This window comes from Bradyrhizobium amphicarpaeae (assembly GCF_002266435.3).
Classification (GTDB): domain Bacteria; phylum Pseudomonadota; class Alphaproteobacteria; order Rhizobiales; family Xanthobacteraceae; genus Bradyrhizobium; species Bradyrhizobium amphicarpaeae.
Window position 1 is genome coordinate 6,350,637 of sequence record NZ_CP029426.2, and the last position, 20,383, is coordinate 6,371,019.

Annotated in this window: 18 protein-coding genes; 13 read left to right on the top strand and 5 right to left on the bottom strand. The window is 64.4% G+C overall.

All coding sequences use genetic code 11. The features are described from left to right. Nucleotides 1-138: 138 nt before the first annotated feature. Nucleotides 139-2,232: a 3-hydroxyacyl-CoA dehydrogenase NAD-binding domain-containing protein gene (locus tag CIT40_RS29795; RefSeq protein ID WP_094892858.1), complete on the bottom strand. Its 2,094-nt coding sequence runs from the start codon at nucleotides 2,230-2,232 to the stop codon at nucleotides 139-141. 131 nt (nucleotides 2,233-2,363) lie between these two features. On the opposite strand from CIT40_RS29795, the gene CIT40_RS29800 reads away from it, so the two are divergent. From CIT40_RS29800 to CIT40_RS29840, 9 genes are all read left to right on the top strand, one after another. Next, entirely contained in the window at nucleotides 2,364-3,230 is an 867-nt protein-coding gene (locus CIT40_RS29800; RefSeq protein ID WP_162307908.1) for an IclR family transcriptional regulator, read from the top strand. A 66-nt stretch (nucleotides 3,231-3,296) separates the two neighbouring features. After that, nucleotides 3,297-4,094, top strand: coding sequence for an ABC transporter ATP-binding protein (locus CIT40_RS29805; RefSeq protein ID WP_094892859.1), 798 nt, complete (start codon nucleotides 3,297-3,299; stop codon nucleotides 4,092-4,094). After that, nucleotides 4,091-4,804, top strand: a complete 714-nt coding sequence (locus CIT40_RS29810; protein WP_018318824.1) for an ABC transporter ATP-binding protein — start codon at nucleotides 4,091-4,093, stop codon at nucleotides 4,802-4,804. The genes CIT40_RS29805 and CIT40_RS29810 overlap by 4 nt, the downstream gene beginning before the upstream one ends. Before the next feature lie 14 nt (nucleotides 4,805-4,818). Continuing rightward, nucleotides 4,819-5,697, top strand: coding sequence for a branched-chain amino acid ABC transporter permease (locus CIT40_RS29815; protein ID WP_094892860.1), 879 nt, complete (start codon nucleotides 4,819-4,821; stop codon nucleotides 5,695-5,697). A gap of 2 nt (nucleotides 5,698-5,699) precedes the next feature. Next, a complete protein-coding gene (locus CIT40_RS29820) occupies nucleotides 5,700-6,719 on the top strand; it encodes a branched-chain amino acid ABC transporter permease (protein ID WP_094892861.1) in 1,020 nt (339 codons plus the stop codon). A gap of 29 nt (nucleotides 6,720-6,748) precedes the next feature. After that, nucleotides 6,749-7,984 carry an ABC transporter substrate-binding protein gene (locus tag CIT40_RS29825; RefSeq protein ID WP_094892862.1) on the top strand — a complete coding sequence of 412 codons (1,236 nt, stop codon included), beginning with the start codon at nucleotides 6,749-6,751 and terminating at the stop codon, nucleotides 7,982-7,984. Between the two features lie 132 nt (nucleotides 7,985-8,116). Beyond that, nucleotides 8,117-9,343, top strand: coding sequence for an ABC transporter substrate-binding protein (locus CIT40_RS29830; RefSeq protein ID WP_094892863.1), 1,227 nt, complete (start codon nucleotides 8,117-8,119; stop codon nucleotides 9,341-9,343). Nucleotides 9,344-9,584: 241 nt separating this feature from the next. After that, nucleotides 9,585-10,814 (top strand): ABC transporter substrate-binding protein, encoded by a 1,230-nt coding sequence (locus CIT40_RS29835; protein ID WP_094892864.1) that lies wholly within the window; start codon nucleotides 9,585-9,587, stop codon nucleotides 10,812-10,814. A gap of 194 nt (nucleotides 10,815-11,008) precedes the next feature. Further along, a complete protein-coding gene (locus CIT40_RS29840) occupies nucleotides 11,009-12,292 on the top strand; it encodes a glycerate kinase type-2 family protein (RefSeq protein WP_094892865.1) in 1,284 nt (427 codons plus the stop codon). A gap of 116 nt (nucleotides 12,293-12,408) precedes the next feature. Here CIT40_RS29840 and CIT40_RS29845 read toward each other — a convergent pair whose 3' ends face one another. Continuing rightward, nucleotides 12,409-12,942: a MarR family winged helix-turn-helix transcriptional regulator gene (locus CIT40_RS29845; RefSeq protein WP_094892866.1), complete on the bottom strand. Its 534-nt coding sequence runs from the start codon at nucleotides 12,940-12,942 to the stop codon at nucleotides 12,409-12,411. Between the two features lie 176 nt (nucleotides 12,943-13,118). Here CIT40_RS29845 and CIT40_RS29850 point away from each other — a divergent pair, with 176 nt between their 5' ends. From CIT40_RS29850 to CIT40_RS29860, 3 genes are read left to right on the top strand one after another with little or no spacing between them, the layout of a single operon-like run. After that, complete coding sequence (locus CIT40_RS29850) at nucleotides 13,119-14,159, top strand: branched-chain amino acid ABC transporter permease (protein WP_162307738.1); 1,041 nt, start codon at nucleotides 13,119-13,121, stop codon at nucleotides 14,157-14,159. 8 nt (nucleotides 14,160-14,167) lie between these two features. Beyond that, complete coding sequence (locus tag CIT40_RS29855) at nucleotides 14,168-15,937, top strand: branched-chain amino acid ABC transporter ATP-binding protein/permease (protein ID WP_094892867.1); 1,770 nt, start codon at nucleotides 14,168-14,170, stop codon at nucleotides 15,935-15,937. After that, the gene (locus CIT40_RS29860) at nucleotides 15,934-16,665 is read left to right on the top strand and encodes an ABC transporter ATP-binding protein (RefSeq protein ID WP_094892868.1); all 732 of its coding nucleotides are present in this window, start codon (nucleotides 15,934-15,936) and stop codon (nucleotides 16,663-16,665) included. Before CIT40_RS29855 ends, CIT40_RS29860 begins: the two co-directional genes overlap by 4 nt. Nucleotides 16,666-16,818: 153 nt before the next feature. On the opposite strand, the gene CIT40_RS29865 is transcribed toward CIT40_RS29860, so the two are convergent. Then, entirely contained in the window at nucleotides 16,819-17,445 is a 627-nt protein-coding gene (locus tag CIT40_RS29865) for a pyridoxamine 5'-phosphate oxidase family protein (protein ID WP_094892869.1), read from the bottom strand. Between the two features lie 121 nt (nucleotides 17,446-17,566). On the opposite strand from CIT40_RS29865, the gene CIT40_RS29870 reads away from it, so the two are divergent. Continuing rightward, nucleotides 17,567-18,451 carry a LysR family transcriptional regulator gene (locus CIT40_RS29870; RefSeq protein WP_094892870.1) on the top strand — a complete coding sequence of 295 codons (885 nt, stop codon included), beginning with the start codon at nucleotides 17,567-17,569 and terminating at the stop codon, nucleotides 18,449-18,451. Between the two features lie 18 nt (nucleotides 18,452-18,469). On the opposite strand, the gene CIT40_RS29875 is transcribed toward CIT40_RS29870, so the two are convergent. After that, nucleotides 18,470-18,889 carry a PaaI family thioesterase gene (locus CIT40_RS29875; protein WP_094892871.1) on the bottom strand — a complete coding sequence of 140 codons (420 nt, stop codon included), beginning with the start codon at nucleotides 18,887-18,889 and terminating at the stop codon, nucleotides 18,470-18,472. 256 nt (nucleotides 18,890-19,145) lie between these two features. Next, complete coding sequence (gene pobA, locus CIT40_RS29880) at nucleotides 19,146-20,315, bottom strand: 4-hydroxybenzoate 3-monooxygenase (protein WP_094892872.1); 1,170 nt, start codon at nucleotides 20,313-20,315, stop codon at nucleotides 19,146-19,148. Nucleotides 20,316-20,383: the final 68 nt, after the last annotated feature.

Genomic DNA, 20,383 nt, shown 5'->3' on the forward strand with positions numbered 1-20,383 from the left:
CGGGGCGATGCAAAGCATCGAACCCGGAATCCATCTGGCAGCACACTCGAAGGTGAAATGGAGTCCGGCCTGGCCCCGCGGGCCATCTCCGTTGCGCAATTGCGCAACGGAGAATGACGCCGAGAGTGCAAGCCCTCCTCACGCCGCCTTCGACGCCGCCAGCGAGGCGAACGTCTTGCCCTCGGCCGCGAGCTTCTTCAGCAGCGGCGCGGGCTCGAGGCTGGGGTCGTTGGTCTCCTTGGCGTAGAAGGCCAGGCGATCGGCGATGTGCTTGAGGCCGACGCTGTCGGCCCAGAACATCGGGCCGCCGCGGTAGATCGGCCAGCCGTAGCCGTAGAGCCAGACCACGTCGATGTCGGAGGGACGCGCGGCAATGCCCTCCTCCAGGATCTTGGCACCCTCGTTGATCATCGGGTACATCATGCGCTCGAGGATCTCGTCATCGCTGACGACGCGCTTCTTGCGGCCGAGACGGGCGAGCGTCTCGTCGATCAGCTTCTCGACCTCCGGATCGGGCAGCGCCGAACGGGAGCCGGCTTCGTACTTGTAGTAGCCCTTGCCGGTCTTCTGGCCGAAGCGGCCGGCTTCGCATAGCGCATCCGCGATCTCCGACTTGATGCCGCGGTCCTTGCGCGAGCGCCAGCCGATGTCGAGGCCGGCAAGATCGCCCATCGCGAACGGCCCCATCGGCATGCCGAACTTGGTCACCACGGCATCGACCTGCTGCGGCAACGCGCCTTCGAACAAGAGCTTTTCCGACTGCTTGCCGCGCTGGGCCAGCATGCGATTGCCGACGAAGCCGTCGCAGACGCCGACCACGGCCGGCACCTTCGCGATCTTGCGCGCAATGTTCACCGCAGTGACCAGCGCGTCCGGCGCGGTCTTGTCGGCGCGCACGATCTCGCACAGCTTCATGACGTTGGCCGGCGAGAAGAAGTGCATGCCGAGCACGTCCTGCGGACGCTTGGTCGACTTCGCGATCTCGTCGATGTTGAGATAAGAGGTGTTGGAGGCGAGCACGGCGCCGGGCTTGACGTACTGGTCGAGCTTGCCGAACACTTCCTTCTTGACCGCCATGGTCTCGAACACGGCTTCGATGACGAGGTCGGCATCGCCGACATTCTCGATGCCGACGACGCCGTTGATCAGCGCCATGCGCTTGGCGGGCGCGTCGGCCGGGATGCCGCCGCGCGCCGCGGTCGCTTCCCAGTTCTTCTGCATGATGCCCATGCCGCGCTTGAGCTGCTCTTCGCCGGTCTCGATCAGGGTGACGGGGATGCCGGCATTGGCAAAGGACATCGCGATGCCGCCGCCCATGGTGCCGGCGCCGAGGATGGCGACGCGATTGACGGGGCGCGGCTTGGTGCCTTCAGGGACGCCGGCGATCTTGGCGGCTTCGCGCTCGGCGAAGAAGGCGTAGCGCTGCGCCTTGGACTGGTCGCTAGCGACGAGCTTGAGGAAACCCTCGCGCTCTTTCTTCAGACCTTCGTCGAAGGGTAGGTCAATGGCGTAGCCCACGGCGTCGGCGGCGGCGAACGGCGCCTCCAGCCCGCGCGACTTCTTGGTCATGGCGGCGACCGCATTGGTGAAGATCGAGCGGTCGGCCTTGGCGGCGGCGATCTTGGAATCGTCGTCGCGCAGGCGCCGCAGCGGACGCTTCTCGGCCAGCAGCTTGCGCACGAAGGCTTCGCCGCCCGATGCCGGCCCCTCGATGATCTCCTCGATCAGGCCGTTCTTGAGCGCTTCCGCCGCACCGATCGGATCACCGCCGACGATCATCTTGACGGCGAGCTCGGGCCCGACCGCGCGCGGCAGGCGCTGGGTGCCGCCGGCGCCCGGCAGCAGTCCGAGCTTCACCTCGGGCAGACCGAGCTTTGCCTCTTTAACAGCCACGCGGAAATGACAGGCCAGCGCGACCTCGAGGCCGCCGCCGAGCGCCGTGCCGTGGATCGCTGCAACCACCGGCTTGGGCGAATTCTCGATCTCGGACAGCACGTCGTTGAGGGCGGGCGGCTTCGGCGGCTTGCCGAATTCGGTGATGTCTGCGCCGGCGATGAAGGTGCGGCCGGCACAGGTCAGCACGATGCCCTTGATGGCGGGATCGGCGATTGCGGCCTTGATGCACTCCAGGATGCCACCGCGGACCGCGGCACTCAGCGCATTGACCGGGGGGCTGTCGACCGTGACGATCCCGACCTCGTCATGACGCTCAAGCTTGACCACTTCGCTCACAGTGTTCCCTCCTTGGTGAGGATTTACTTTTGTTCGATTTCGCGGTGCGGAATTTAATTCCGCATCTTGACGGCAGGGTTATTTTGAAGCACGTGGCTTGTCAACGACTCCGCGCAAGAAGCAGATCAGGGATGAAGCGTACAGGAAAGAAGACCGCGACCGATCGGAATTTCGTCGTCGCGCTCTCCCGCGGACTGGACGTATTGCGCGCATTCCACCCCAATGACGGCCTTCTCGGCAACCAGGAGATTGCGGCTCGGACCAACCTGCCGAAGCCGACCGTGTCCCGGCTGACCTACACCTTGACCAAGCTCGGCTATCTTGCGCCGGTTCCCCGCTTCGAGAAGTACCAGCTCACACCCGCCGCGATGTCGCTCGGCTACGCTGCGCTCGCCAATCTCGGCGTTCGTCATTTGTCCGAGCCGTTCCGCGAGGATGTGATGCGCGCAACCGGCGGCGCCGTCGCCGTCGGCGGCCGCGACCGTCACAGCATGATCTATTTCGGGCAAAGCCGCGGCAGCGAGACCGTCGGGGTTCAACTCGACGTCGGCTCCCGCGTGCCGATTGCAACCAGTGCGATGGGCCGCGCCTATTTCTGGGCGCTCGACGATTCGGACCGCGCAGAGCTGTCGCGCCTGTTGCGCGAACATTACGGCAGCCGCTGGCCCAAGATGCGCGACGGACTGGAACGGTCCGGCGAGACCGTCGCGAAACACGGCTTTGCGATCTCCGTCGGCGACTGGCACGACGACATCGGCGCGGCCGGCGTCGCACTCAGGCTCAACGACGGAACCGGTCCCTACGCATTCAATTGCGGCGCGCCGGCATTCCGCTTCACGGAAGAGCGTTTGATCAACGACATTGGACCGCGTCTGCTAGCGATGGTAAGGAACATCGAAGCGGCACTCGGGGGTCTGATGCCGCATTCCAAAAAAGACGTCAGCAAAAAGCTGAAATCAGGAGGGAAACTTGCTCGTGTGGCCGAGGGGATCAGATAGCCTTTGTCATCATCGGGAGCGGTTCGCATCGCCCCTTCGCTCACTGAACGACGTGAGCGAGACGAGATGACGCAGGCACAGCTCGCGCAGGGGACGTCGCCCCTGCTCGCGGTTCGCGACGTCAGCGTCGTGTTCGGCGGCATCATTGCGCTCAACGGCGTGTCCTTCGACATGCACAAGGGCCAGATCCTCGGCTTGATCGGCCCCAACGGCGCCGGCAAGACCACGCTCTTCAACTGCCTGTCCCGGCTCTATCAGCCGTCGTCCGGCGACATCCTGATGGAGGGCGCGAGCATCCTGTCGCGGCCGCCGCACCGGATCGCCGAGATCGGCATCGGCCGCACCTTCCAGAACGTGGCGCTGTTCCCGAACCTCTCGGTGATGGACAACGTCCGGGTCGGCGCGCATTCGAAGTCCTCGAGCGACATCATCAGCGACTCGCTCCGCCTCGCCTGGGTTCGCCGCAGCGAAGCCAGCATCAACAAGAAGGTGCACGAGATCCTGGCCTATCTCGATCTCGAGGACGTCGCCCACACCGTCGTCTCCGGCCTGCCCTTCGGCACGCAGAAACGCGTCGAGCTGGCGCGGGCGCTGGCTGCCGATCCCAAGATCCTGCTGCTCGACGAGCCCGCCGGCGGCCTCAACCACGAGGAAGTCTACCTGCTTGGCGACCTCATTCGCCGCATCCGCACCGAACGCCACATGACGGTGCTGCTGGTCGAGCATCACATGGGCCTCGTGATGTCGATCGCCGACCACGTCGTCGCGCTGAATTTCGGCAAGAAGCTCGCGGAGGGCACCCCCAGCCAGGTGCAGGCGGACCCCGACGTCATCAAGGCCTATCTCGGGAGCAAGGACCAATGACGACATTGCTCAACGTCAAGGACCTGCGCGCCTATTACGGTCAGGTCCAGGCGCTCCATGGCCTGTCCTTCTCGCTCAACGAGGGCTCGCTCGTGACGCTGCTCGGAGCCAACGGCGCCGGCAAGACCACCACGCTGCGCGCGATCTGCAACATGGTGCGCTCCACCGGCGGCATCGAGTTCGACGGCAAGCCGCTGAACAACCGCTCCACCGAGAGCATCGTGCGGTTCGGCATCGCCCACGTGCCGCAGGGCCGCGGCACCTTCACCACCATGACCGTGGAGGAGAATCTCCAGCTCGGGGCCATCACCCGCAAGGACAGCGCCGGGATCGTCTCCGACATCGAGCGCATGTACGCGCATTTCCCGGTGCTGAAACAGCGCCACACCCAGCAGGCCGGCACGCTCTCCGGCGGCGAGCAGCAGATGCTCGCGGTCGCGCGTGCCCTGATGCTGCGGCCGCGCCTGATGCTGCTGGACGAGCCCTCCTTCGGCCTCGCGCCGCTGGTGGTACGCGACCTGTTCGGCATCCTCGGCAAGATCAACCGCGAGGACAAGGTGTCGATCCTGGTGGTCGAGCAGAACGCCCAGCTCGCGCTCGAGCTCGCCGACCAGGCCTATGTGATCGAGACCGGCCGCATCGTGATGTCGGGCAATGCCAAGGACATCGCGAACAACGAAGAAATCCGCAAATCCTATCTGGGTTACTGAGGGAGCCGGGACAAATGGAGCTTTTCACCAACCAGGTCCTGGCTGGAATCGCCACCGGCGCCATTTACGCCTGCATGGCGCTGGCCGTGGTGATGATCTACCAGGCCATCGACCATCTCAACTTCGCGCAAGGCGAGATGGCGATGTTTGCGACTTTCGTCTCATGGCAGCTGATGCAGTGGGGCGTGCCCTACTGGGGCGCTTTCGTGATCACGCTGGTCTTCGCCTTCGTCGGCGGCGTCGCGATCGAGCGCATCCTGTTCAAGCCGCTCGCCAAGGCGCCGGTGCTGACCAATGTCGCCGGCTTCATCGCGCTGTTCGCGATCATCAACTCCTCGGCGGGCCTGATCTGGGATTTCACCATCAAGCAATACCCGACCCCGTTCGGCTCCTCGCCGTTCCTGGGCAGCCAGCTGATCTCGACCCACCAGGCCGGCATGATCGGTGTCACGGTGCTGCTGCTGATCGGGCTCTACTTCTTCTTCCAGTACACGCGGATCGGCCTCGCCATGCGGGCCGCCGCCTCGGTGCCTGAATCCGCCCGCCTCGTCGGCATCAACACGAGCTGGATGATCGCGCTCGGCTGGGGCATGGCCTCGGCGATCGGCGCCATCGCCGGCATGCTGATCGCGCCGGTCGTGTTCCTGGAGCCCAACATGATGGGCGGCGTGCTGATCTACGGTTTTGCAGCCGCCGTGCTCGGCGGATTGACCAGCCCGTTCGGCGCCGTCGTCGGCGGCTTCCTCATGGGCATCTTCGAGAATCTCGCTGGCACGTACATCCCGGGCGTCGGCAACGAGCTGAAGCTCCCGATCGCGCTCGCGCTGATCATCTCCGTCCTGGTCGTCAAACCCGCTGGCCTGTTCGGCCGGCACATCGTCAAGCGAGTTTGATCATGAGCGCAGCAGAAGAAGTCGTTGCCGAAGGCCACGAGGCGGTCGAGGCCGTTCCGAAGCGGGCCATGACGCTGGGCACGGGCACCTCGCTGGTGGTGCTCGCGGCGCTGATCATCATGCCCGTCTTCGTCAAGAACTTCATCATCTTCCAGATGACGATGCTCCTGATCTACGGGCTCGCCGTGATGGCGCTGAACATCCTGACCGGCGGCTCGGGCCAGTTCTCGCTCGGCCAGAGCGCCTTCTACGCCGTCGGCGCCTATACGTCGGCGGTGCTGATGGAGTACTTCAACGTCAACTATGCGCTGACAATTCCGATTTCCGCCGCGGTCTGCTTCGGATTCGGTTACCTGTTCGGCAAGCCGGCACTGCGTCTGTCGGGCGTCTATCTCGCGCTCGCGACATTCGCGCTTGCCACCGCGATGCCACAGTTGCTGAAGCTGAACTTCCTCGAGCACTGGACCGGCGGCGTGCAGGGCCTCGTCGTCACCAAGCCGGACGCGCCGTTCGGGCTACCCATGTCGCAGGACATGTGGCTGTACTACTTCTCACTGGCCGTCGTGATCGCGATCTACATCTTCTCGGTGAACCTGCTGCGCTCCCGCTCGGGCCGCGCCTTCATGGCGATTCGTGACAACGAGATCGCGGCCTCCTCCATGGGTGTCAACGTCGCGCTGTACAAGACGCTGGCCTTCGGGGTCTCCGCCGGTATCACCGGCGTTGCCGGCTCGCTTGGCGCCATCGCCGTGCAGTTCGTCGCACCCGACAGCTACACCATCACGCTCGCGATCTCGCTGTTCCTCGGCATGGTCGTCGGCGGCGTCGGCTGGCTGCCCGGCTCGTTCGTCGGCGCCGCGTTCATCATCTTCGTGCCGAACATGGCGGAGAGCATTTCCAAAGGCCTCTCCGGCGCCGTGTTCGGCGTGCTGCTTTTCCTCGTCATCTACCTCGTGCCGCATGGCGCAAGGCAGATCGCGATCCTGGGCCAGCAATTGGTCGGCAAGCTCAGGAAGAACTGAAGACCGTTAGATTAGAGAAGGAGATCGATTTGTCGTTTGGAAGAACACTCCGAGCCGCCGCGCTGGTCACGGCAACGGCGGCCGTCACTCTCGCCTCCGGCGCAGCACTTGCCCAGAAGAAGTACGACACCGGCGCGTCCGACACCGAGATCAAGATCGGCAATATCATGCCGTACAGCGGTCCGGCCTCGGCCTATGGCGTCATCGGCAAGACCGAAGAAGCCTTCTTCAAGATGATCAACGACAAGGGCGGCATCAACGGCCGCAAGATCAACTTCGTCACCTATGACGACGGCTATTCGCCGCCGAAAGCCGTCGAGCAAGTCCGCAAGCTGGTCGAGAGCGACGAGGTTCTCGTCGTCTTCAATCCGCTCGGCACGCCCTCGAACAGCGCGATCCAGAAGTACCTCAACGCCAAGAAGATCCCGCAGCTGTTCGTCGCCACCGGCGCCACCAAGTGGAACGATCCGAAGAACTTCCCCTGGACCATCGGCTGGCAGCCCTCCTACCAGAGCGAAGCGCAGATCTATGCCAAATGGCTGATGAAGGAGAAGCCGGACGCCAAGATCGCGATCCTCTATCAGAACGACGATTTCGGCAAAGACTATCTCAAGGGCACCAAGGACGGCCTCGGCGCCAAGGCCTCGTCCATGATCATCATGGAAGAGAGCTATGAAGTGTCCGAGCCCTCGATCGACGGCCACATCGTCAAGATCAAGGCGGCCAACCCCGACGTGCTGCTGATCTACACCACGCCGAAGTTCGCGGCCCAGACCATCAAGAAGACCGCCGAGCTCAGCTGGAAGCCGCTCCAGATCCTCACCAACGTGTCGATCTCTGTCGGCAGCGTGATGAAGCCGGCCGGCTTCGAGGCCGCGCAGGGCGTGCTGTCGGCGGCCTATGCCAAGGACTCCACCGATCCGCAATGGGCCAACGATCTCGGCATGAAGAAGTGGAACGAGTTCGTCGACAAGTACATGCCTGGTGCCGACAAGTCCGACACCAGCATGGTCTATGGCTACGGCGCGGCCTCGACCCTGGCCAAGGTGCTGGAGATGTGCGGCGACGATCTCACCCGCGCAAACATCATGAAGCAGGCCGCGAGCCTGAAGGACTTTGCGCCGGATACCCTGCTGCCGGGCGTCAAGATCAACACCAGTCAGACCGACTTCGCCCCGATCGCCCAGCTCCAGATGCAGCGCTTCAAGGGCGAGAAGTGGGAACTGTTCGGCGAGATCATCAGCGGCGACGTCACCTCCGAGTGACGCTGACGCCATAGTCCGGATCTGGTCCGAAACGACAGAGCCCCCGCGGGCAGCCCGCGGGGGCTTTTTGTTGACGTCAGGCGTCAATCTTGTTCAATGCGGCGCACCGATCCATTCCGGGGTGGGAGAAAGATGACTGCCGTTCGTTCTCAGGTTGCGGCCCTCTGGACCGCGCTCGCTTTGTGCACCGCAATGAGCAGCCCGGCACTGGCCCAGAAGAAGTACGACAGCGGCGCATCCGACACCGAGATCAAGATCGGCAACATCATGCCTTATAGCGGCCCGGCCTCGGCCTATGCCGCGATCGGCAAGGCCGAGGAAGCCTATTTCAACAAGGTCAATGCCGAGGGCGGCATCAACGGCCGCAAGATCAAGTTCATCTCCTATGACGACGCCTATTCGCCGCCGAAGACGGTGGAGCAGGCGCGCAAGCTGGTCGAGAGCGACGGGGTGCTGCTGATCTTCGGCTCGCTCGGAACCTCCACCAACAGCGCCATCCGCAAATACATGAACGAGAAGAAGGTGCCGCAATTATTCGTGGCGAGCGGCGCCTCGAAGTGGAACGATCCCAGGCAATATCCCTGGACCATGGGCTGGCAGCCGAGCTACGCGAGCGAGGCGCGCATCTACGCCAAATACATCATGAAGGAGAAGCCGGACGGAAAGATCGGCGTGCTCTACCAGAACGACGATTTCGGCAAGGACTATCTGAAGGGGCTGAAGGACGGCCTCGGGCCCAAGGCCTCGATGATCGTGCTGGAAGAGGCTTACGACACCTCCGAGCCCGCGATCGACGAGCACGTCGTGAAGCTGAAGGCCTCGGGCGCCGACGTCTTCATCAGCATCACCACGCCGAAATTCGCCGCGCAGGCGATCAAGAAGGCGGCGGAGATCAACTGGCATCCGGTCCACATCGTCTCCAACGTCTCCGCCTCCGTCGGCGGCGTGATCGAGCCGGCGGGCATCGAGATCTCGCAAGGCTTGCTGTCGGCGAGCTACACCAAGGACGGCTCCGATCCGCAGTGGAATGCCGACGACGGCATGAAGAAATTCTACAACTTCGTCGCCCAATACGACCCCAAGGCCAACAAGCTCGATGCCGGCGTCGTGTTCGGTTATGCCGCAGCTCAAACCATGGTAAAGGTGCTGCAGATGTGCGGCGACGACCTCACCCGCGAGAACGTCATGAAGCAGGCAGCTTCCTTGAAGGATTTCGAGCCCGACACGCTGCTGCCCGGCATCAGGATCAACACCGCAGCCGACAATTTCGCCCCGATCGAACAGCTGCAGATGATGCGCTTCAAGGGCCGGAAATGGGAGCTGTTCGGCGACATCATCTCCAGCGAAATGGGCCACTGAAGCAGCGCAACTCAAAATCGCTCGGGGATCCGTTAAGCAACTCAAGACAGCCGGATCTTCTCGCAGTCGCACAAGAGACCGGCCGCGCCCTTGACTACTAAAGAAGCAGCCCCTGCGACCCCGTCGCGGGGGCTTTCTGTTGAAGGCATCAGCCAAATCGTATTGAATTGCGGCAGCGTCGCCAAAAAAACCGAGACAAGAAACGGGGCGCACACACACCAAAGAAAATAGGGAGATAGGAATGCCCGCTGTCACCGGCAAACTTGCGGCCGCGTCACTGGCGCTTGCGCTCATTGCGGCCTCGGCCTCAACTGCATCGGCCCAGAAGAAATACGATACCGGCGCGACCGATACCGAGATCAAGATCGGCAACATCATGCCTTACAGCGGACCTGCCTCCGCCTACGGCATCATCGGGCGGACCGAAGCCGCCTATTTCAAGAAGATCAACGAGGAGGGCGGCATCAACGGCCGCAAGATCAACTTCATCTCCTACGACGACGGCTATTCGCCGCCGAAGACCGTGGAGCAGGCGCGCAAGCTGGTCGAGAGCGACGAGGTGCTGTTGATCTTCAATTCGCTCGGCACGCCGCCGAACTCGGCGATCCAGAAATACATGAACTCGAAGAAGGTGCCGCAATTGTTCGTCGCCACCGGCGCCACCAAGTGGAACGATCCGAAGGACTTCCCGTGGACCATGGGCTGGCAACCCAACTACCAGAGCGAAACGCAGATCTACGCGAAGTACATCCTGAAGGAGATGCCGAACGCCAAGATCGCCGTTCTGTTTCAGAACGACGACTACGGCAAGGACTATCTCAAGGGCCTGAAGGACGGGCTCGGCGCCAAAGCCGCGACCATGATCGTGGCCGAAGAAAGCTACGAGACGTCGGAGCCGACCATCGACAACCACATCGTCAAGCTGAAGTCGACGGGTGCCGACGTCTTCGTCAACATCACCACGCCGAAATTCGCAGCGCAGGCGATCAAGAAGAACGCCGAGATCGGCTGGAAACCGACTCATTTCCTCAACAACGTCTCGGCCTCGGTCGGCAGCGTGATCAAGCCGGCAGGGTTCGACAACGCGCAAGGCATCATCTCTGCGGCCTATCTGAAGGACACCACGGACACCCAATGGGCGAATGACGCCGGCATGAAGGGCTTCGTCGACTTCATGACGAAATACTTCCCCGAAGGCGACAAGACCGACAACGGCACCATCGTCGGCTACGGTGTCGCGCAGACACTGGTCCAGGTGCTCAAGAACTGCGGCGACGACCTCACGCGCGCGAACGTCATGAAGCAGGCCGCCAGCCTGAAGGACTTCCGCACCGAGGTGCTGCTGCCGGGCATCAAGATCAACACGTCGGCGACCGACTTCGCGCCGATCAGCTCGCTGCAGCTTCAGCGTTTCAAGGGCGAGCGCTGGGACCTGTTCGGCGACGTGATCAGCGCCGACGTCGGCGGCTAGCCGCCTGACGATTTGACCACGGAAAGCCCCCTGCGAGACCGTCGCAGGGGGCTTTTGCGTGGCCGCCGATCATGATCACGCGATTGCATAATCGAATGACGGCAAAGCCGGCTTACGCTTTGGCGCCCGATGCGGTAGGCAGGTGAACGGCGGCAAAGGCCGCCGGTCTCTTCCGTCTGCCGAAAGCCATCGTGATGACCGACCGCCGTCCCCTGCTCCGCGCGCTCTACGACGCCGCCGTTGCCGCCGCCCATCCCGATGTGGTGCTGGCGCCGCACTTGCGGCCCGCGCCCAAGGGACGCGTGATCTGCCTGGCCGCCGGCAAGGGCGCAGCCGCCATGGCGGCTGCGGCCGAGCGGCATTATCTCGACACGCTGCAGCTCGCACCGGAGCGCCTGGTCGGCGTCGCCACCACGCGCCACGGCTACGGCGTGCCGACGCGCCGCGTCCGCGTGGTCGAAGCGGGCCATCCCGTGCCCGACGAGGCCGGCTTGAAGGGCGCGGCCGACACGCTCGCGCTCGCGGGCGAAGCCGGGCCGGACGATCTGCTTCTGGTGCTGCTCACCGGCGGCGGCTCGGCGAACTGGATCGCCCCCAGCGAGGGCATCAGCTTCGCGCAGAAGCAGGCGGTCAACAAGGCACTGCTGCGCTCGGGCGCGCCGATCGGCGAGATGAACATCGTCAGGAAACATCTGTCGCGGATCAAAGGCGGACGTCTTGCGCGAGCGGGCAAAAATGCCGCCGAGATCGTGACGCTCGCGATCTCGGACGTGCCGCATGACGATCCTTCCGCGATCGCCTCCGGTCCCACGGTGCCCGATCCGACCACGCTGGCCGATGCGCGCGCCATCGTCGCGAGATACAAGCTCGACATCGACGATGCCGTGCGCCGCGCGCTCGACGATCCCGCCAACGAAAGCTGCAAACCCGGCGATGGCGCCTTCGCCCGCGCGCATTTCGAATTGATCGCGCGGCCCAAGCAGTCGCTCGACGCCGCGGTGAAGCTGGCGCGCTCCTCCGGTTACGAGACCGTCGACCTCGGCGCCGATCTCGAAGGCGAGGCGCGCGAGGTTGCCGCCGATCACGCCAGGCTGGCGCTGCAAGCGCGCGCGCAAGGCAAGCGCCTCGCGATCCTTTCCGGCGGCGAGCTCACGGTGACGGTGCGCGGCAATGGGCGCGGCGGGCCGAACCAGGAATACGCGCTGGCACTCGCCGCCCTGCTGCAGGACACGCCTGACGTTTCGGCGTTGGCCGGCGACACCGACGGTGCCGACGGCGGCGCCGGCAACCCCACCGACCCCGCCGGCGCGCTGATCGATGTGACAACGTTCGCGAAGATGAAGGCGCAGGGGCTTCAACCGCAGGCGTACCTGGACAACAACGACGCGACCAGCTTCTTCGAGGCGACGGGGGATTTGCTGCTGCCGGGACCGACGCTGACCAATGTGAATGACATCAGGGTGATCCTGGTGGATTGAGGCGTCTCAATCCCGGCACGTCATTGGCGAGCGCAGCGAAGCAATCCAGGATCCCTCCGCGGCGACACTCTGGATTGCTTCGCTGCGCTCGCAATGACGGGAGATGACAGTCCGCCTCAGAACTCGTTCGCGACCTTCGCGAGCATCGCGATGAGGGCTTCGCGGTTGGCCTGCCCGAGCAGCTCGTTCAGCCGGGCCTCGTGCTTGGTGGCGACGAGCTTCTTGGCGCGCGCCAGCACCGCCTTGCCCTTGTCGGTCAGCACCAGGATGTGCGAGCGGCGGTCGTTGGTGGAGCGGATCCGCGCGCAAAGGTCGCGACTCTCGAGATTGTCGAGCATGGCGACGAAGTTCGGCCTGAGGATGCCGAGGGTGGAGGCGATCTCGGTCTGGTTACGGCCCGGGTTCTTCTCGACCAGCAGCAGCACGGAGAACTGCGCCGGCGTGAGCTGGAGCGAGGCCATGCAGCGCAGGAAGTTCTCGAACACCTTGAGCTGCGCCCGCTTCAGCACGTAGCCGAGCTGTTCCGAGAGTTCGCCGAGCTGAAGCGCTTCGCCCGCCCCCTGACCTTGCAGCTCGGCCGCGTCCTTGCGGCCCTTGGCCGTGTCGGCCGGCTTTTCGGAGGACTTTTCGGCGGCTTTGGAAACGGTCATCGCCTCGTGCTCGTAATCCCGCTAAATTCGGGAGGGATCGTTCCCGCCCTTGATGTTATATTTGATAATTGTTATGGACCATATCAAATATCGTCAGCGTTTTTCAATGGCTGTGAGCAGACCATCCACCGCAATCCGGGGGACCGGTCCGTTATCTTAAGGGGGAGCGTCCGGTCTTGAATACCACCATCATGCTGTTCCTGGTGCAGGACGGCATCACCAATGGCGCGATCTATGCGCTGCTCGGCCTGGCGCTGGTGCTGGTGTTCGCCGTCACCCGAGTCATCCTCATTCCCCAGGGCGAATTCGTCACCTACGGCGCGCTGACCTATGCCTCGCTGGCCGCGGGCCAGATGCCGGGCACGGCCAAGCTCGCGCTGGCGCTGGGCATCGGCGCCTTCGCTTTCGACCTGTTCGTCGCACGCAAGGCGCTGCACGCTCGCCTGATCGTCCGCAGCGCCCTCACCAATATTGTGCTGCCGGCCATCGTGCTGGCGCTGACGGTCTACTTCGCCGCCCAGAAGCCGCCGGTCGCGGTCTCGATCGCGCTGTCGCTGGTGATCGTGGCGATGATCGGCCTCTATCTCTACCGCGTCGCATTCCAGCCGCTGGCACACACCTCCGTGCTGGTGCTGCTGATCGCATCCGTCGGCGTCCATCTGGCGCTGCAGGGCCTCGGCCTGCTGTTCTTCGGCGCCGAAGGCCAGCGCGGACCTGCGGTGCTGTCCGGCGCGTTCACCGCGGGCTCGCTGCGCTTCACCGGCCAGAGCCTTACCGTCTACGGCATCACCATCGCCTTCATCGTCGGCCTCTGGCTGTTCTTCGGCCTGACACTCTACGGCAAGGCGCTGCGCGCGACCGCCGTGAACCGGTTGGGGGCGCGGCTCGTCGGCATCCGCACCACGCTGTCGGGGCAGATTGCCTTTCTGCTGGCATCCGTCATCGGCGCCTTGTCGGGCATCATGATCGTGCCGATCACCACGCTCTACTATGACTCAGGCTTCCTGATCGGCCTGAAGGGCTTCGTCGCCGCGATCATCGGCGGCCTCGTCAGCTACCCCCTCACCGCCGTCGCGGCGCTGGTCGTCGGCCTCGTCGAGGCATTCTCGTCCTTCTACGCCTCCAACTACAAGGAGGTGATCGTCTTCATGCTGCTGATCCCCGTGCTGCTGCTGCGTTCGCTCGCCGCGCCCGCCGTCGAAGAAGAGAAGGACTGAGGCTTAAGATGCAGAGCCGCCTTCCCATCATCGTCTTCGCACTCGTCATGGCCGCGATTCCGTTCGTCCCGGGCATGCCGCCGTTCTGGATCGTGCTGCTCGACAATATCGGGCTTGCAGCCCTCGTCGCGATGGGCCTCGTGCTGCTGACCGGCGTCGGCGGCCTGACCTCGTTCGGACAGGCGGCCTTCGTCGGCTTCGGCGCCTACACCACCGCGGTGCTGTCGACGGCCTACGGCCTGTCGCCCTGGCTGACGCTGCCGCTGTCGCTTGTGGTCAGCGGATCGCTGGCGGTGCTGCTCGGGCTGATCACCGTCCGCCTCTCCGGCCATTATCTGCCGCTGGGCACACTCGCCTGGGGGCTCGGGCTGTTCTATCTCTTCAGCAAGCTGGAGTTTCTCGGCCGTAACGACGGCATCTCGGCGATCCCGCCGCTGTCGATCGGATCGTTCAAGATGCTCTCGCCCGGCTCGATCTATTACGCGATCTGGGTCGCGGTGATCGTCTCGGCCCTGCTGACCATGAACCTGCTGGATTCCCGCACCGGCCGCGCCATCCGTGCGCTTCGGCGCGGCCATGTCGCAGCCGAAGCCTTCGGCGTGCACACGCCGCGCGCCAAATTGCTGGTGTTCATCCATGCCGCGGTGCTCGCCGGCCTGTCGGGCTGGCTCTACGCGCATCTCCAGCGCGCGGTGAACCCGACGCCGTTCGGCGCGCAGGCCGGCATCGAATATCTCTTCATCGCGGTGGTCGGCGGCGCCGGCTATGTCTGGGGCGGCGTGCTCGGCGCGGCGATCGTCGTGGTACTGAAAGAGGTGTTGCAGAGCTATCTGCCGCTGATCCTGCCCGGCTCCGGGCAGGTCGAGACCATCGTATTCGGCATCATGCTGGTGGCACTGCTGCAGCTTGCACCCGGCGGCCTCTGGCCCTGGCTGATGTCGTTCCTCCCCGAGCGGACCGGCGGCAGGAAGCCGGACACCTCGCTGAAGCTGGAGCAGCGTCCCCGCGCGCCGGGCCAGTCCAACATCCTGCTCCAGGTCGACAAGGCGCGAAAGCAGTTCGGCGGCGTGGTCGCCGTCAACAACGTCTCCTTCGACGTCCAGGCCCGTGAGATCGTCGCATTGATCGGTCCGAACGGCGCCGGCAAGAGCACGACCTTCAACCTGATCACCGGCGTGCTGTCGGCCACGTCGGGCTCGGTCTCGGTGCTTGGCAAGAAGGTCGACAAGGCGCCGCCGCAGGAGATCGTCAAGCTCGGCATCAGCAGGACCTTCCAGCACGTGAAGCTGGTGCCCGACATGACCGTGCTGGAGAACGTCGCGATCGGCGCGCATCTGCGCGGCCATTCCGGGCCGATCGCCTCGATGCTGCGGCTCGACCGCGCCGACGAGGCCAGATTGCTTGCGGAAGCCGCGCGCCAGATCGAACGCGTCGGCCTCGCCGACCAGATGCATCAGCTCGCAGGCTCGCTCTCGCTGGGCCAGCAGCGCATCGTCGAGATCGCCCGGGCGCTCTGCGTCGATCCGATGCTGCTGCTGCTCGACGAACCTGCCGCCGGCCTGCGCCACATGGAGAAGCAGCAGCTCGCCAAGCTGCTGCGCGACTTGCGCGACGGCGGCATGAGCGTCCTCCTGGTCGAGCACGACATGGGCTTCGTGATGAACCTCGCCGACCGCATCGTGGTGCTCGATTTCGGCACCAAGATCGCCGAGGGCACGCCCGCCACGATCAAGACCAATCCCGAAGTGATCAAGGCCTATCTCGGAGTGGCGGCATGAGCGCGCTGTTGTCCGTCACCGACGCCCACGTCGCCTATGGCAAGGTCGAGGCGGTGCGCTCGGTCTCGCTCGAGGTCGGCCAGAACCAGATCGTCACCATCGTCGGCGCCAACGGCGCCGGCAAGACCACGCTGCTGTCGGCTATCATCGGCATCCTGCCGCTGAAAGGCCGCGTCACTTTTGCGGGGCAGGATCTCGCCCGGCTCGACATCGAGGATCGCGTCGCGATGGGGCTCGGGCTCGTGCCTGAGCACCGCGAGCTGTTCGTGACCATGAATGTCGAGGACAATCTCGAGCTCGGCGCCTTCCGCATCGAGCGAAGCAAGGCGAAGGCCTCGATAGAGCGGGTCTACACGCTGTTTCCGCGATTGAAAGAGCGGCGCAAGCAATTCGCCGGCACGCTCTCCGGCGGCGAGCAGCAGATGCTCGCGATGGGCCGCGCGCTGATGGGCGAGCCGAAACTGCTGATGCTGGACGAGCCGAGCCTCGGCCTCGCCCCGATCATCGTCGCCGACATCTTCCGCATCGTCACCGAGCTGCGCGCCAGCGGCGTCTCCGTGCTGCTGGTCGAGCAAAATGCGCAGGCCGCGCTGAAGATCGCGGACCAGGCTTACGTGATGGAGCTCGGCGAGTTCGTGCTCAGCGGCAAGGCCAGCGACATCGCGGCGAACGAGCGGGTCGCAGCGAGCTACCTCGGCTTCCAGCATGAAGGCGAGAGTGTGACCTGAGTTCGAGGCTCCGCTTCGATCTCAGCTGTCATCGTCCGCGAAGGCGGACGATCCAGCACTCCGCGGCGATCATGATTGAAGCGAGAGGCATCGGCCTACTAGATGCCCCGCCTTCGCGGGGCATGACAGCGAAGAACGCGGCGAGATCTGTGCCTAAGAGCCTGCCTTCTCCCCCTTCAACGCCGCCACCTCCGCCTCCAGCTCCGCGATCCTCGCATCCCGCGCCGCCAGCGCCGCGGCAACATCGCCCGCGTCGAATTTCTGCGGAATGTGCTGCGGGCAGTTGGTGTCCCAGGCTTCGATCTTGAACAGGATCACCTGCTCCGGCCGCGCGCGGTAGCCCTTCGGCATCAGCGACGTCGTCAGCGCCTCGTCGTCCTCGACCACGCGCGCCTCGCCCCAGAGCTTCACCCGGCGGCGATGGGCGTAGTCCATCACGAAGATATAGGCCTTGGGATTCTCCGAGAGATTGCCCTGGGTGATAAACTGCTGATTGCCGGCATAGTCGGCAAAGGCGAGCGTTTGCTTGTCCAGGATCTTGAGGAAACCCTTCGGGCCGCCACGGTGCTGGATATAAGGCTGGCCATCGGCCGATGCGGTGGCGAAGTAAAAGCTGTTCGCGTCCGCGAGAAAGGCCTCGAGGTTTTCATCGACCTCGGTGCGCCAGCCGCGCTGCTCGACGCGGCCATAGGCCTCGCGCGAACCCTTGCGCGCCTGGATCGCCTTCACCGCGGGGGTGAAGGCAACGTCGCTTGCATAAGTGTGGGCTGCCGTCGTCATCGGAACATCTCCTAAAATTCCGGCGCATTGCTGCGTCTTTCGCCCCCCAAGATGGACATTTCTCCGATCGAAACAATCGGCCTTCTTGACACTTCATCGTTGCAATATATGAAATAATGAGATGGACCGCCTTGAAGCTATGCACGTCTTCGTCACCGTCGCCGATCTCAGCGGCTTCGCGCCCGCAGCCCGAAAGCTGCGGCTGTCGCCCTCGGCCGTAACGCGGCTGATCGCGGCGCTGGAGGAGCATCTCGGCGCCCGGCTGCTGCAGCGGACCACCCGGCAGGTGAGATTGACCGACGTCGGCACGCGCTACCTGGAGCGCGCGCGGCGGATCCTCGCCGATGTCGAGGAGGCCGACGGCTCCGCGCGGGAGGAGCGCAACCGGCCGAGCGGACGGTTGGTGGTCTCGGCGCCGGTCGGCTTCGGCCGGCTGCATGTCGGGCCGGTCATGACGGCCTATCTCAAGCGTCATCCCGAGGTCGGCGCGGAACTGCGCCTGTCCGACCATCTCGTCAATCTCGTGGAGGACGCCGTCGATGTCGCGGTGCGGATCGGTCATCTCGCCGATTCCTCGCTGGTGGCGCGCCAGGTCGGCGAGATGCGGCGGATCGTGGTGGCGGCGCCGGGCTATCTCAAGCGCCACGGCGAGCCGAAGACACCGGACGCATTGCTCCAACACCAGACCATCCAGTTCGGCCCAACCGCCGGCTGGCACTTCGTGCAGGACAGCCGCGACGTCGAGGTCACCCCATCGCCCCGCTTCATCAGCAACAGCGCAGACGCCGCCCTGCAATACACTGAAGCCGGCGGCGGCGTGACCCGCGTGCTGGCCTATCAAGCCGCCGAAGGGCTGAAGCGCGGACGGCTGAAGATCGTGCTGGCGAAGTACGAGCAGCCGGCGCTGCCGATCCACATCATCTACCCGACCTCGCGCCTGCTCTCGGCCAAGGTGCGCGCGTTCGTCGATCTCGTGGTGGAAACCGCGGAGTGGAGGTTCGGGTGAGGCGCGTGTTGAGCGAGCCTACCCCTTCTTCGGAACCACGCGGAACGTGCCGCTCGCCCGCGCGATGGCGACGTCGTCGGCCTTGACCAGGCACTGCGCGAAGCAGATCGTCTTGCCGGTCTTGATCACGTCGCTCTCGATCGAGCACCACTGGCCGATCTCGGCGGAGCCGGCGAAATCGACCGTGAGCGAGACCGTTACGAACGACGTGGTCCAGCCCGTCGCCTGCGCGCAGCTATAACCCATGGCATTGTCGGCGAGCGCCGCGATGAGACCGCCATGGATCAGGCCGCGGCCATTGGTGTGCGGCTTGGCGAGCCGCAGGCCGATGATCACGGCCTTGTCGGTCTTCTTCGCGTAAAGCGGCTCCCAGGGCTCGGTGAGAGGACTCTTGCGGAACAGCGGCTCGAAGCCGTCGGGGATGTCGGTAGAGGTCATGACTGCCTCGCGTTGTCGTGTCGCCGGCATTGAACGCGATGTGGACGACAGTTTCACCGCCTACAAAGTTTTAAACGGGATTTGCGTGGGTGTTTGAAATGGGGTGCGCGCCGTTGCCACACCACAGCTGTCATCACCCGCGAAGGCGGGTGATCCAGTATCCAGTGACGGCCGTGATCGAATGGAGGGGCCGCGGCGTACTGGATGCCCCGCCTGCGCGGGGCATGACAGTCTTGGTCAAACCGGCAGCGCCTCCCTAAAACGGCAACCCCACGTAATTCTCCGACAATGACGTCATCGCGGCTTGCGACTGCGTGACGTAGTCGAGCTCGGCGAGCTGGATGCGCGCGCCGATGGTGCCGGTGTCCGGGAATTTGTGCAGCATCGAGGTCATCCACCAGGAGAAGCGCACCGCCTTCCAGACGCGCGCCAGGGCCGTGGCGGAATAGGCGTCGAGGCCCGTGCTGGATTTCTCGTCGTAGAATTCGCGCAAGGCGCTCGACAAATAATGCGCGTCGCTGGCGGCGAGGTTCAGGCCCTTGGCGCCGGTCGGCGGCACGATGTGGGCGGCATCGCCGCACAGGAACATCCGGCCGAAACGCATCGGCTCGGCGACGAAGCTGCGCAGGGGCGCGATGCTCTTCTCGATCGAGGGGCCCGTGACGAGGCTGTCGGCCGCCTCCTGGTCGAGCCTGCGCTTCAACTCGTCCCAGAAGCGGTCGTCCGGCCATTGGTCGACATGGTCGTCGAGCGAACACTGCACGTAATAGCGGCTGCGCTTCGTCGAGCGCATGGTGCAAAGCGCAAAGCCGCGGGCGTGGTTGGAGTAGATCAGCTCATGGCTGACCGGCGGCGTCTCCGAGAGGATGCCGAGCCAGCCGAACGGATAGATCCGCTCGAACTCCTCGATCGCGGATGCCGGGACGCTGGCACGGCTGACGCCATGGAAACCATCGCAGCCGGCGATGAAATCGCAATCCAGCGTGTGGGTGACGCCGTCTTTCACCCAGGTTACGCGCGGGTGACTGCCGTCGAAATCATGCGGCTGTACGTCCTTGGCCTCGTAGACCGAAGTAAGACCTGCAGCTTTCCGCGCATTCATCAAATCGAGCGTGACCTCGGTCTGGCCGTAGATCATGACCGTCTTGCCGGTCGCACCCTTCATGTCGATGCGGTGACGTCGGCCGGAGAAGGCGAGCTCGATGCCTTCATGCACCAGGCCCTCGGCATGCGCCCGCGCGCCGGCGCCGATCCGGTCGAGCAGCCCGACGGTTCCCTCTTCCAGAAGGCCGGCGCGGATCCGGCCGAGCACGTAATCCGGGCTCTGCCGCTCCAGGATGACATTGTCGATGCCGTAGGCCTGCAGCAGTTGCCCAAGCAACAATCCGGCCGGCCCGGCCCCGATGATTGCGACTTTTGTCCGCAATATCTGCTCCTCCCTGTCCCTTAGGCTTTCGTCGCAGCCCGCTTGTCGCGCTGCTCCGTGCAGGATAA